Below are 12,473 nucleotides of genomic sequence, written 5' to 3' on the forward strand. Positions count from 1 at the left end.
CGCGTCGGCTTCATCCTCGGCGATGACAACGAACAGGCAGGGCCGAAGTCTGTCTCGCGCCTCCGATGTCATGATGAGATAGCAGTTGGCCATGGCGAATACTCCCACCGCCCTCGGTGAATCGCAATGATGCTTGGCACGCTCAGCAGTATAACTTAAAAAAGCATGAATTTATACATCCGATATACGTATGAACACTTCATCGTAGATTGTACGCCGCCGCATCTCAGTCGGACACAGCGCGACGTCACTGCGCCCGCAGATAGGCCAGCACATCACCGGCACTCCGGTCCGGCGGGAAGACCGGGTAGAATACCTTTTCGATGCGATCATCGCGCAGAATGAGCGTCAGACGCTTGATCAGGACCATCCCTTCAACCTGCAATGTTGGCAGCGAGAGCGCCCCGGCCAGAGTGAGATCAGAATCCGAGAGCAGCGGAAACGGCAGATGCAGGCGCTCCGCCGCTTCGCGCTGATCAGCCGTCGTCTGCGTCGAGATGCCATAGAGCGCGCTGACGCCGCAATCGGCGAGGTCACGCGAAAGGTCACGGAAAGCACAGGATTGGGGCGTGCAGCCACGCGCGCCGGGGATCTGATCCCACCCGTCCGGCAGCGCCACATCCGGCCGCCCCGTCATCGGATAGAAGAAGAGCACGCTCCAACCATTCAGGCGCCCGAGCGCCACTTCGGCGCCATCCGTCACCGGAAGCGTGATATCGGGCATGCGCGCCCCGGCCAGATGCGCCGCCGCGCCGTCATCCTCAGGCGCGGGGATGGCGGACCAGTCGACGGTTTGGAGGTTTGGCTGGTTCATGGGGCTGCTCCCCTTATAGCGAAGACGTTTATTCATCTCCTATGCGCCGCGCCTCGGCTGACGGACCATCAGCCTCCGGATACACGCGCCCAGAACGCCTGCTTGCGGCCATGCTCCCGCTTCAGCCGGGACTGATAAGCCTGATGATCCTCGATTCCCTCGAAATCCGCAATCTGCTCGGCGAGATCGGCGCATGTCGACAGATGCCGCGCCGCATGGCCATAGCGTGATGAACGCGCTTGCTTCAGGGTGAAGTCAATCATCGCCCGCAAGGCTATGGTTGCAGCCAGCGGATGAGCGTCGCGAAGGGCCTCGGCAGCGGGCGTGAGGATTTCGTAGTGATCACCATTGATCTTCGCCCGCTGCGCCTCCAGCAGCGCGGCGGCACGATCGGGCGCGGGCCATTCCAGAAAGAAATGCAGGGCGACAAGCGGATTTTCATGCGCAGCCGCATGATCCATGGCCTTTTGCTCGGCTTCGATATCGTCGAAATCGGGCAGATTCTTCAGATAGTCACGCAGAAAGGCGACTGACAGTTCATTTTCGAACAGTTGCCAGCGCGCAGCCTGCGCCTCATCCCGACGCCCCAGCGCATCAAGCGTCGCCAGACGCGCCGCGTGCCAGGCCTCTGGAACGAACCGCCCGTCCTCACGCTGCGCGCCCTCGATAAAGCCGAGCGCCTCCTCCGGACGCTCGTCTTCGAGGAGACGGACGGCGATCTCGGCGGCGATCTGCGGGACCGCGCGGGTCTCGGTATCATATTGCGCAATGAAGGCATCAACATCGCCCCTCGCATCGGCAATCTCCATGAGCGCCATCCGGACCATGCTGTCGCGCTGGCGCGCGCGCATCTCATCTGCATAGATCGTAATGTTCAGCCCATACGCGACCGCGCGCCGCTCCTCCGGCGGCGGGGTCGTGATCTCTTCGCGCCCGTATTCCGTGATGCGCTGTTCCAGATGGGTGAGCCCGGTTTCGCCGAGCAGGGGAGCGAGGATCGTGATGATGCCATCATACTGACCGAACCCGTTATCTTGCAAAGCGGCGAAGACGCGATCCGCCGTGGCCCGGGGATCCGCCTCTGCTTTCGTCGCGATATCGGCGAGATCGGAAAGCGCTTGATGGAAGATCCCGATCACCGTACCGCTGCTGTCGTCGCAGCGCTCGAAGACCGGGTCGGCGACTGCGAGAAAACGCCAGATCAGATCGAGTGCCTCCTGCGGATCCGCTGGCGCGATCTGGTCGACAATGGCGCGGCGCTGCGTCTCCAGGTCGTCAACGAGCTTCTTGCGGTTTTGCCAGTTCACGAAGGTTCTGGCGCGAGCGATGCTGGTCAGCCGCTTGTTGACTTCGCGCGCGGCATCCTTCGGGCTCTGCGCGCCAGCCAGCGCGAGACGCAGCTTGCGTTTCGCCGCCGCGTCACCGGTGCTGATCTCGATCAGCAGTTCCGCCAGACGCTCTGCGCCCAGAGCCTTCAGATTCGCCGCATTGAGTGTGGTGCGTGAGGCCATCGAATCTCCCCGGTTTCAACCAAATCTATCAGGGCGGGTGATGGATCGGAAGAATACCTCCAGGGGCATAATGGGCACACCCCGCTGGCATCCACCCCCGTAATCTCCTAAACCATCCCCAAGGAGGTCGGAGCGCCGATGGAGTGGAGCGACGAGGCCATTGTTCTGGGTGTGCGCCGGCATGGCGAATCGGGGGTGCTCCTCGAATTGCTGACGCGCGACCACGGGCGGCATTTCGGCTTCCTGCCAGGCGGGCGCTCGCGCAAGACGCTGCCACTGATCCAGCCGGGGAACAGCCTCGCGGTGACATGGCGGGCGCGGCTCGACCAGCATCTGGGCACGCTCTCCGTGGAGGCGACCCGGCTGCGTGCGCCGCGCTTCATCAATGCCCCGCACGCGCTCTACGGCTTTGCTGCGCTGGCCGCCTCCCTGCGCTTCCTGCCCGAGCGCGATCCGCATCCAGCACTTTTCGACGCGGTGATCCATCTCAGCGAGGCGCTGCCCGATGCCGAGAGCGTGGGGCCGCTGTTCGTGGAATTCGAGCTGCGGCTTCTGGCCGAGCTCGGTTTCGGCCTCGACCTCGACAATTGCGCCGCCACGGGCAGCCGCGAGGAGCTCGTCTATGTCTCGCCGCGCACCGGGCGGGCGGTGAGTACACAGGCGGGAGCGCCGTATCGTGAAAAACTCTTAACGCTGCCCGGATTTCTTGTGTATGACGGGCTTGCAAACCGCGTTTCGCCCCAGGCGCTGGCTGAAGCCTTCGCGCTGACCGGCTACTTTCTCCAGCGCTGGATCTACGAGCCGCAGGACCGGGCGCCCCCGCCCGAGCGTGCGCGCTTCGTCGAAAGCCTGACCCGCGAGGAGGATCCCGCCTGAGGGGTCGCGAACGGAGAGATCGATGGGCAAGCCCGTGAATCCGCCATCTGACGGCGAAATCGAGAGCGTCGCACTCAAGAGCGCGCTCGAGGAGCGCTATCTCGCCTATGCGCTCTCGACGATCATGCACCGCGCGCTGCCCGATGCCCGCGACGGGCTCAAGCCCGTGCATCGGCGCATTCTCTACGGCATGCAGCTGCTGCGGCTGGCGCCCAATTCCGCCTTCAAGAAATCCGCCAAGGTCGTCGGCGACGTGATGGGTTCCTTCCATCCCCACGGCGACCAGGCGATCTATGATGCGCTGGTGCGCCTCGCCCAGGATTTCGCCTCGCGCTATCCTCTCGTGGACGGACAGGGCAATTTCGGCAATATCGACGGCGACGGGGCTGCCGCCTATCGCTACACGGAAGCGCGGCTGACGGCGGTGGCGGGGCTGCTGCTCGAAGGTATCGACGAGGACGCGGTCGATTTCCGCGCCAATTACGACGGCTCGACGGATGAGCCCTCGGTGCTGCCGGCGGCCTTTCCCAACCTGCTCGCGAATGGCTCGCAGGGCATCGCGGTCGGCATGGCAACCTCCATCCCACCGCATAATGCCGGCGAATTGTGCGATGCCGCGCTCTATCTGATCGAGCATCCCGATACCAGCTCCGACCAGCTCCTGACCTTCGTCCCCGGCCCTGATTTCCCCACCGGCGGCATCATCGTCGAGCGCAAGGAGATGATCGCCGAGGCCTATCGCACCGGGCGCGGCGGGTTTCGCGTGCGCGCGCGCTGGGAGAAGGAGGATGGCGGGCGCGGCACCTGGGCGGTGGTCATAACCGAAATCCCCTACGGCATTCAAAAGGCCCGGCTGATCGAGAAGATCGCCGAGCTGATGCAGGAGCGCAAATTGCCGCTCGTGGCCGATATCCGCGACGAATCGGCGGAGGATGTGCGCGTCGTCATCGAACCGCGCGCGCGCAATGTCGATCCCGTGCTGATGATGGAATCGCTGTTCAAGCTCTCCGATCTCGAATCGCGTGTTCCGCTCAACATGAACGTGCTGATGGGCGGCACGGTGCCGCGCGTGATCAGCCTCGCCGAGGCCCTGCGCGCCTGGCTCGACCATCGCCGCGAGGTGCTGCTGCGCCGCTCGCGTCATCGGCTGGGCAAGATCGAGCACCGCCTCGAGATCCTGGGCGGGCTCCTGATCATCTATCTCGATCTCGACCGGGTGATCCAGATCATCCGCGAGGAGGACGAGCCCAAGCAGGAACTGATGCGCGTCTTCGAGCTGAGCGAACTCCAGGCCAACGCCATCCTCGACACCCGCCTGCGCGCCCTGCGCAAGCTCGAGGAGATGGAGCTCAAGCGCGAATTCGACGAATTGACGGAAGAAAAGAAGCAGACCGAGGCGCTGCTGGAATCCGAACCGAAACAATGGAAGGTCGTCGCCAAGCAGATCCGGGACGTGCGCAAGAGTTTCGGGGCGGAAACCGCGCTCGGCAGGCGCCGTACCAGCTTCGCGGATGCGCCCGACACCTCCGATATCGATTTCACGCAAGCCATGGTCGAGCGCGAGCCGATCACCGTGATCGTCTCGCAGAAGGGCTGGATCCGGGCCCTGAAGGGGCATCAGAACGATCTGGGTAATCTGCAATTCAAGGGCGACGACGCGCTTGCCTTCGGCTTCCACGCCCAGACCACCTCGAAAATCCTGACGCTCGCCTCGAACGGGCGCATCTTCACCCTCGAAGCCGCCAAGCTGCCCGGCGGGCGCGGATTCGGTGATCCGATCCGGCTGATGGTCGATCTCGAGGAGGATGCCGAGATCGTCACCGCCTTCGTGCACGAGCCCGGAACAAAGGTCCTGCTCGTCGCCTCCGACGGGCGTGGCTTCGTCGCACCCACGGACCAGCTCGTCGCCAATACGCGCAAGGGCAAGCTGGCGCTCAATGTTGACGGCAAGGCGAAGGCCGTGATCTGCACGCCGGCTGCGGGTGACCACATCGCCATTGTCGGCGAGAACCGCAAGCTGCTCGCCTTCCCGATCGACCAGGTTCCGGAAATGACGCGCGGCAAGGGCGTGCGGCTGCAACGCTACAAGGATGGCGGCGTCTCCGACGCCAAGGTCTTCACCCTCGCTGACGGGCTCACCTGGCTGGATACGTCGGGGCGCACCTGGACCGTCACACCCGAGGATCTCGCCGGCGGCTGGCTCGGCAACCGCGCCGAGGCCGGGCGCCTGCCGCCAAAGGGATTCCCCAAGACCAATCGTTTCAGCTGAACCCGGAAAACGGGCTTGCGGGTTTTGCAAGCGGGATGCATTACGGCACCCGTTCGCCTGCCATGCGCGAAATTCCATACGGGAACCTGACGATGCGCGTCGATGAATTCGATTTCGAGCTGCCCGAGGACCGGATTGCACTGCGCCCGGTCGAGCCGCGTGATGCGGCACGCATGCTCGTCGTGCGCCCCGGCACCACGCCGGAGCTGAGTGACGCGCAGGTGCGCGACCTGCCCGATCTGCTTGCGCCCGGCGACGTGCTGGTCCTCAACGATACCCGCGTCATTCCCGCCCGCCTGTATGCGAAGCGCGTGCGGGGCGAGATCGTGGCCGGCGTGGAGATCATGCTGCACAAGCGCGAGGGCGCCGCGCGCTGGCGCGCCTTTGCCCGCCCTGCCAAAAAGCTCCAGCCGGGCGATCGCCTCGTGTTCGGATCAGACAGCACGGGCCCCGTCTGCGAGGCGGCGCGGTTGGAAGCCACGATCGCCGGGAAGGCCGAGGGCGGCGATGTCTCCATCGATTTCGACCTCGCCGGCCCCGCCCTCGACGAGGCCATTGCCGTCATCGGAGAGCTGCCACTGCCGCCCTATATCGCTGGCAAACGTGTCGCGGATGCGCGTGATCGGGCGGATTACCAGACGATCTATGCCCGCGCGGAAGGCGCCGTCGCCGCGCCCACGGCGGGTCTGCATTTCACCGATGCGCTGTTCGCGCGGCTCGATGCGCGCGGCATCGCCTGCCATTTCGTCACCCTGCATGTGGGTGCGGGCACCTTCCTGCCGGTGAAGGTGGAGGATACGCGCGATCACCGGATGCATGCGGAGACCGGTTTCGTCTCGCAGGAGACCGCCGATGCGCTCAACGCGGTCCGCGCAGCCGGCGGGCGCATCGTGGCGGTGGGCACCACCTCCTTGCGGCTTCTGGAGAGCGCGGCGGCCGAGGACGGCACCATCGAGCCCTTTGCCGGCGATACCGACATCTTCATCACGCCCGGCTATCGCTTTCGCGCGGTCGATGCGCTGATGACCAATTTCCACCTGCCGAAATCGACGCTGATGATGCTCGTATCCGCCTTCAGCGGCCTCGACACCATGCGACGAGCCTATCACCATGCGGTGGAAACCGGGTATCGCTTCTACAGTTTTGGCGATTCGAGCCTGCTGTTTCGCGACGCCGCCGGGCAGGACGACATGAAGGACGACGTTGATGGCTGATGAATTCATGTTCACGCTGACGGGCACGCACGGTGCGGCCCGCACCGGCGAAATCCGCATGCCGCGCGGCGTCATCCGCACGCCGGCCTTCATGCCGGTGGGAACGGCGGGCACTGTCAAGGCCATGTATCCCGATCAGGTGAAGGTCCTTGGCGCTGATGTCGTGCTCGGCAACACCTATCACCTGATGCTGCGCCCTGGCGCCGAACGCGTCGCCCGGCTCGGCGGGCTGCACGCCTTCATGAACTGGCCCTACCCGATCCTCACCGATTCCGGCGGTTTTCAGGTGATGTCGCTCGCGGGCCTGCGCAAGATCGAGGAAAGCGGCGTCACCTTCCAGTCGCATATCGATGGCTCGCGGCACGTGCTGACGCCCGAGCGCTCGATCGAGATCCAGGGGCTGCTCGGCTCCGATATCCAGATGCAGCTCGACGAATGCGTGAAGCTGCCCGCCTCGGAGGAGGTGGTCGCGAAAGCCATGCATCTGTCGCTGCGCTGGGCGGAGCGCTGCAAGGTTGCCTTCGGCGAACAGCCCGGCAAGGCGATGTTCGGCATCGTTCAGGGCGGTGACGTGCCGCATCTGCGGGTGGAGAGTGCACGCGAGCTCGTCGGGCTGGATCTGAAGGGCTATGCCATCGGAGGGCTCGCCGTAGGCGAGCCGCAGCATGTCATGCTCTCCATGATCGAATCGGTGGAGCCGCATCTGCCGCGCGAGAAACCGCGCTATCTGATGGGCGTCGGCACGCCCGACGACATCGTCGAGGCGGTGCGGCGCGGCGTCGACATGTTCGACTGCGTGATGCCCACCCGCGCCGGGCGCCACGGCATGGCGTATACCCGCGCGGGCCGGCTCAACCTCAAGAACGCCCGCTACGCCGAGGACCTCTCCCCCCTCGACCCCGAATCCACCTGCCCCGCCTCCAACGGCTATTCCCGCGCCTATCTTCATCACTTGGTGCGCGCCAACGAAATCCTCGCCATGATGCTCCTGACCTGGAACAACCTGGCCTATTATCAGTACCTCATGGCCGGCCTGCGCAAGGCGGTTCGCGAGGAGCGGCTGGAGGATTTCATCGCGCAGACGAAAGAGGGCTGGGAGAAGGGCGAGCGGGAGCGCAAGGCGGGGTGAACAATGCATGCCCGGGTCACGACTTGGACGAACGGGCTGGTTTCATGTCGCAAGCATCTGCCGCCTCTCCCGGGGCCTGGCTGACCCGTTTGCCAGCACGCGGCCTGCACTGGACATCCCGGTCAATCAGGGTAGGCGTATGCTACGTCGACACTTTGCCGGATGAGAAGTGCCGGCTTTTCGGTCTCCATGAATGGAATATCGCTGGCATCGCGGCCCGAGCCGATGATGACGAAATCAGCAGGAGAACTCATACCAGTCGGATCGACGAGATGCCACGCCCCATCCAGCCATATTTCAGCGACCGCATGAAAATCCGGCGGCGTGACCCCGGCACTGTATCCCGAGGTATATCGCGCCGGAATGAAAGCGGCGCGGGCAAGACTACACAGCAAATGCGCGTAATCCCGGCATACGCCCTCGCGGGAAACGAATGTATCGACCGCCGTAGTCGCAGGCCCTGAACTTCCGGGACTGTATTTGAGCGCACCGGCGATCCAATGCGCCATCGCGGCGATCTTTTCACCGCCCTTCAGATGACCGAATTCCCTCTCCGCAAAAGAAGCCAGGAGATCGGAAGGGCAATACCGCGACGGGCGCACGAATGTAACAACATCGTTCGGGAGCGCATGCACAGGCCTGGCGTCCAGGCCGTTCAGCGCAGCAGCGCGACGCTCAACATCGACAGTGGCGCGATAGCGCAGGCTCATCTGCGTGCCCTCGAGAAAGGCCCAGACACGCTTTCCGATGCCACCCTCCCCTTCAGCGCAACGCAGGGCAGCGTTCTCAATGTCGAGCCTGCTTTCGCGCACGGATTGACCCGCCACCTCAGCAGCCGTCAGCACCAAAACCGGGGGATCGGCCTGCGTAACGGCGTAATCCATGGCTACATCGATGATGACTCGCATATATGCCTGACTGATGTGGTTCGTAAATGCTTCGTCCCGCAACCGCGATTTCCCGGACGCCGGAACAGCCGCGCAGCCAACCCGGAAGCTCCGTTCTACCGCGCCCGCGCCATTGATACGGGGAATACCGGGCAAGATCGGCTCATAACACGGAGCACGCCCGCGAGAATAGGCGTGCCCGGAATCTGCTTCACCCGCTCAGTGCTTGATGAAGAGGCGCTGCACGATCCGCCCGATCGGGCCGGTCAGCTTCAAGGGCGCATCCGTGACGGCGAAGCAGAAGCAATCCGCATCCGGGTCGGCTATGGGGCGGTGATCGACATCGGCATCCGCGATGGCAATGTCGCCACGCCCGTAATGCCCGTTGAGATCGCTGAAGGCCCCCTTCAGGACGAGGGTGTATTCCGAACCCTCGTGCGTATGGAAAGGCATCTTGCGCCCGCCCTTGATCCAGTAGAGCACCGCCTCGCCTTCCTCGTTGTCCTCGATGCGGTATTCCTTCACACCGGGCAACAGCGAACGCCAGGGCACTTCCGTCAGTGACTGGCCGAGGTAGCGCGCGAGCGGATGCGGCACATCACCGGAGATCGCGGCGCGATCGGCGCGGGAGCGCATCAGCGTCTCGCTCTCGTCCTCGGCGGCGAAGATCGCAGCGAGACGCGCGTCGCGGTCACTGATGGGAACCGGATCCTCCACGACGATCGCTGAGGCCACCACGCCTTCCAGCGCGCCCACGAAACGGCGGCTCTCGGGCCGAAGCTCAAGGTGGCTCGCAACCAGGACATGCAACGGCGCACTCAGCGCGCCACGCGCATAATGCGCCAACAGCGTGTCCAGAGCCGTCTCTTCGTGATGATTGATTTCTTGCGTCGTCACATTCTCACCATGCGCGGCGTCCCGCGCGCGTTTGATTGGTCATGATCGCAATACGCGCCGGCGCACCGATCGGATCAAGCTGTACAGATGATTTAATAGCGAAAAGCCATTAATTTTTGAAGACGAAACTTTATCGATCACAAGATGCCTTCCCCGTCCGGCATGTCCATCGTCGCACCTTGTGCCGCCCGGCTTGCATGATAGTCTCCCGCCAGATGATTTCAAACGGAGATTTGAGCGTGACCGAACCGCTTTACCGCGATGCCTACCTCACCGAAGCCCGCGCGACCGTGACCTCTGTGCACGAGCGCGGCTATATCCTCGACGCCACGATCTTTTATCCGCAAGGCGGTGGCCAGCCCGGCGACCGGGGCGCCCTCGTGACGGAAGACGGACGGGAAATTCCGATTGAAACGACGGTCTATGCGGAAGATCGCAAGCAGATCATCCATGTGCCCGCCAATGGCGCGCCGGTGCTTGCGGAGGGTGACGCGGTCACCTGCAGGCTCGATTGGGAGACCCGTCTGCCGCGTATGAAGATCCACTCGGCTTTGCATCTGCTCAGTGTTGTCCTGCCCTATCCGGTAACCGGCGGCGCGATCGGGGATGGCGAGGGCCGGCTCGATTTCGACATCGCGGATGCCGGCCTCGACAAGGACGAGATCACCGCGAAGCTCAACGAACTCGTCGGTCGCGATGCGGCCATCCGCGAATCATGGATCACCGACGAAGAGCTCGACGCCAATCCCGAACTCGTGAAGACCATGTCGGTAAAACCGCCACGCGGCGCCGGGCGCATCCGCATGATCGAAATCGACGGGATCGACTACCAGCCCTGCGGCGGCACCCATGTGAAGAGCACCGCCGAAATCGGCACCGTTCACGTCACGCAGATCCAGAAGAAGGGCAAGCAGAACCGGCGCGTGCGCATCGTGCTCGCGTGAGGCAGCGCCCCGAGAAACCAACGGGAGACACCCAATGACCGCCACCGACAATCCGGATGCGGGCAATGCCCCGTTCGTCAGCGCCGACTGGCTGAAGGAGAATATCGACGCGCCGGACCTCGTCGTCGTCGATGGATCGTATTATCTGGCAGCAATGAACCGGGACGCCGAAGCCGAGTTTCTCGCTGCGCACATACCGGGCGCGGTGCGTTTCGACATCGATTCGATCAAGGATTTTGCCAATCCACTGCCGCACATGATCCCGAGCGCAGAGGATTTCGCTTCGGCGGTCAGCGCAAAAGGGATCGGAGATGACAGCCGCATCGTCGTATATGACGGCGCGGGCCTTTTTTCGGCGCCGCGCGTATGGTGGATGTTCACGATCTTCGGTGCGCGCAACATCTCCATCCTGGAAGGCGGTTTCCCCGCCTGGCGCGCGGTTGGCGGCTCGATCGAGGAAGGTCCCGCTCGTCCGCGCCAGCCTGCCTGTTTCACGGCCCGGCTCGACCGTGAGGCCGTGGCCGATCTGCCACGCATCGAAGCCGCCCTCGCAGATCCGACGATCCAGGTCGTCGATGCCCGCTCCGCCGCCCGTTTTCGCGGTGAGGCTCCCGAGCCGCGTGCCGGGCTGCCCTCGGGACACATGCCGGGCAGCGTGAACCTGCCACATACGGAAGTTGTGGAAGACGGTTTTCTGAAAGATCCTCAAGGCATTCAGGATGCGCTCCACCGCCACGGCATCGACCCTACGAAACCCGTGGTCACCTCCTGCGGCTCCGGCGTCTCGGCGGCGATCCTCTCGCTCGCCTTCATGCGCATCGGCCATCCGCCGCAGGCCCTGTTCGACGGGTCATGGACGGAATGGGCATCGCGCGAGGGCGCGGCCATCGGCACGGGCGACCCGTCCACACGTTGATGAGAGCGCGCGGCGGACGAAACCGCCGCGCGTCAGCCATTGCCGAGAATATCCCCGGTCTCGCAGAAGACGACACCCTTCTCGCGCATGGCCGCAAGGGCCCTATCGCGCGACCCGTCCATATCGATAGCGCGGCAGGCATCGGTGATGAGGACGGCCTCGAATCCCGCCTCGACTGCATCCCGCGCGCTCCAGAACACGCAGAAATCCAGCGCGAGTCCGGCCAGAAAGACACGCCGCAACCCTCGCTCGCGAAGATAGCCGGCAAGCCCGGTCATGGTCTCGTGATCGGCTTCGCGAAAAGCGGAATAGCTGTCGACGTAACGGTTATGGCCCTTGCGTATGACGAGCTCGGCGCAATCAGCCTCGAGATTGCGCACGATCTCGGCGCCGCGTGTGCCCTGAACGCAATGATCCGGCCACAGGATCTGCGGGCCGTAAGCCATCGCAACCTGCACGAACGGCTCCTTGCCGTCATGGCTCGAAGCGAAGGAGGAATGGCCGGGCGGATGCCAGTCCTGCGTCAGCAGGACATGCGCGCCCGCACGCTGAAACCGCTTCACCAGCGCGTTGATCGGCGCAATCACCGCGTCCCCGTCCGGCACGGCGAGCGCCCCGCCGGGCAGGAAGTCGTATTGCAGATCGGTCACGAGAAATGCGTCATCGGGGCGTAGCGCGAGGTCGGTCATCGGCATGGTCCCATCCTGTGATCCCCTGACAACAGGATGCCACGCAGCCGCGTTCCAGGAAAGTGTCTGAGTTGAAGGGGCCGAGATCAAGAGGCTCACAGCAGCGCCAGCGAGAACCACGGCACCAGAGCCAGCACGATCAGCGCGATACAGGCGACGAGGAAGAATGGCAGCGCCATGCGAAAGACCCGGAAGGCGCTGACATTGCTCACGCTCGCCGCAACATAGAGCCCGATCCCGACCGGTGGCGTCAAAAGGCCGAGGATCAGGTTGATCGATACGACAACGCTGAAATGCAGCGGGTCGATACCATAGATTCCGGTGGCG

The 12,473-nt window shown here is 64.0% G+C and carries 12 protein-coding genes; 6 read left to right on the top strand and 6 right to left on the bottom strand.

Annotation, left to right across the window (positions count from 1 at the left end):
* Window positions 1–247 precede the first annotated feature (247 nt).
* Window positions 248–814 carry a peroxiredoxin gene (locus tag VKP01_RS06315; RefSeq protein WP_324411315.1) on the bottom strand — a complete coding sequence of 189 codons (567 nt, stop codon included), beginning with the start codon at window positions 812–814 and terminating at the stop codon, window positions 248–250.
* A 68-nt stretch (window positions 815–882) separates the two neighbouring features.
* Complete coding sequence (locus tag VKP01_RS06320; protein ID WP_324411316.1) at window positions 883–2,325, bottom strand: DUF6880 family protein; 1,443 nt, start codon at window positions 2,323–2,325, stop codon at window positions 883–885.
* Between the two features lie 138 nt (window positions 2,326–2,463).
* On the opposite strand from VKP01_RS06320, the gene recO reads away from it, so the two are divergent.
* The 4 genes from recO (at window position 2,464) to tgt (ending at window position 7,813) form a co-directional block, all read left to right on the top strand.
* On the top strand, window positions 2,464–3,201 hold the full coding sequence (recO, locus tag VKP01_RS06325) for a DNA repair protein RecO (protein WP_324411317.1): 738 nt from the start codon (window positions 2,464–2,466) through the stop codon (window positions 3,199–3,201).
* Window positions 3,202–3,223: 22 nt separating this feature from the next.
* A complete protein-coding gene (gene parC, locus VKP01_RS06330) occupies window positions 3,224–5,470 on the top strand; it encodes a DNA topoisomerase IV subunit A (protein WP_324411318.1) in 2,247 nt (748 codons plus the stop codon).
* Window positions 5,471–5,562: 92 nt separating this feature from the next.
* Window positions 5,563–6,684, top strand: coding sequence for a tRNA preQ1(34) S-adenosylmethionine ribosyltransferase-isomerase QueA (gene queA, locus VKP01_RS06335; RefSeq protein WP_324411319.1), 1,122 nt, complete (start codon window positions 5,563–5,565; stop codon window positions 6,682–6,684).
* Window positions 6,677–7,813 (top strand): tRNA guanosine(34) transglycosylase Tgt, encoded by a 1,137-nt coding sequence (tgt, locus tag VKP01_RS06340; RefSeq protein ID WP_324411320.1) that lies wholly within the window; start codon window positions 6,677–6,679, stop codon window positions 7,811–7,813. Before queA ends, tgt begins: the two co-directional genes overlap by 8 nt.
* Before the next feature lie 122 nt (window positions 7,814–7,935).
* Here the strand turns inward: tgt and VKP01_RS06345 are convergent, their stop codons facing one another.
* Both VKP01_RS06345 and VKP01_RS06350 read right to left on the bottom strand, forming a co-directional pair.
* Window positions 7,936–8,697 carry a transglutaminase family protein gene (locus VKP01_RS06345; protein WP_324411321.1) on the bottom strand — a complete coding sequence of 254 codons (762 nt, stop codon included), beginning with the start codon at window positions 8,695–8,697 and terminating at the stop codon, window positions 7,936–7,938.
* Window positions 8,698–8,919: 222 nt separating this feature from the next.
* Entirely contained in the window at window positions 8,920–9,597 is a 678-nt protein-coding gene (locus tag VKP01_RS06350; protein WP_324411322.1) for a ChrR family anti-sigma-E factor, read from the bottom strand.
* A gap of 239 nt (window positions 9,598–9,836) precedes the next feature.
* Between VKP01_RS06350 and VKP01_RS06355 the strand changes: the two genes are divergently transcribed.
* The gene (locus tag VKP01_RS06355) at window positions 9,837–10,541 is read left to right on the top strand and encodes an alanyl-tRNA editing protein (RefSeq protein ID WP_324411323.1); all 705 of its coding nucleotides are present in this window, start codon (window positions 9,837–9,839) and stop codon (window positions 10,539–10,541) included.
* Between the two features lie 34 nt (window positions 10,542–10,575).
* Window positions 10,576–11,457, top strand: coding sequence for a 3-mercaptopyruvate sulfurtransferase (gene sseA / locus VKP01_RS06360; RefSeq protein WP_324411324.1), 882 nt, complete (start codon window positions 10,576–10,578; stop codon window positions 11,455–11,457).
* Between the two features lie 32 nt (window positions 11,458–11,489).
* Here sseA and pncA read toward each other — a convergent pair whose 3' ends face one another.
* Both pncA and VKP01_RS06370 read right to left on the bottom strand, forming a co-directional pair.
* Window positions 11,490–12,152, bottom strand: coding sequence for a bifunctional nicotinamidase/pyrazinamidase (gene pncA, locus VKP01_RS06365; protein WP_414706532.1), 663 nt, complete (start codon window positions 12,150–12,152; stop codon window positions 11,490–11,492).
* Window positions 12,153–12,241: 89 nt separating this feature from the next.
* The coding region (locus VKP01_RS06370) for a TRAP transporter large permease subunit (RefSeq protein ID WP_324411325.1) at window positions 12,242–12,473 on the bottom strand (232 nt) is incomplete at its 5' end.

Source organism: Saliniramus sp. (assembly GCF_035311605.1).
Lineage (GTDB): Bacteria > Pseudomonadota > Alphaproteobacteria > Rhizobiales > Beijerinckiaceae > Saliniramus.

What these genes read in the sequence shown, in the direction of transcription:
- VKP01_RS06315 (WP_324411315.1), bottom strand. Translation starts at nt 814, where the DNA reads ATGAACCAGCCAAACCTCCAAACCGTCGACTGGTCCGCCATCCCCGCG.
- VKP01_RS06320 (WP_324411316.1), bottom strand. Translation starts at nt 2,325, where the DNA reads ATGGCCTCACGCACCACACTCAATGCGGCGAATCTGAAGGCTCTGGGC.
- recO (WP_324411317.1), top strand. Translation starts at nt 2,464, where the DNA reads ATGGAGTGGAGCGACGAGGCCATTGTTCTGGGTGTGCGCCGGCATGGC.
- parC (WP_324411318.1), top strand. Translation starts at nt 3,224, where the DNA reads ATGGGCAAGCCCGTGAATCCGCCATCTGACGGCGAAATCGAGAGCGTC.
- queA (WP_324411319.1), top strand. Translation starts at nt 5,563, where the DNA reads ATGCGCGTCGATGAATTCGATTTCGAGCTGCCCGAGGACCGGATTGCA.
- tgt (WP_324411320.1), top strand. Translation starts at nt 6,677, where the DNA reads ATGGCTGATGAATTCATGTTCACGCTGACGGGCACGCACGGTGCGGCC.
- VKP01_RS06345 (WP_324411321.1), bottom strand. Translation starts at nt 8,697, where the DNA reads ATGGATTACGCCGTTACGCAGGCCGATCCCCCGGTTTTGGTGCTGACG.
- sseA (WP_324411324.1), top strand. Translation starts at nt 10,576, where the DNA reads ATGACCGCCACCGACAATCCGGATGCGGGCAATGCCCCGTTCGTCAGC.
- pncA (WP_414706532.1), bottom strand. Translation starts at nt 12,152, where the DNA reads ATGCCGATGACCGACCTCGCGCTACGCCCCGATGACGCATTTCTCGTG.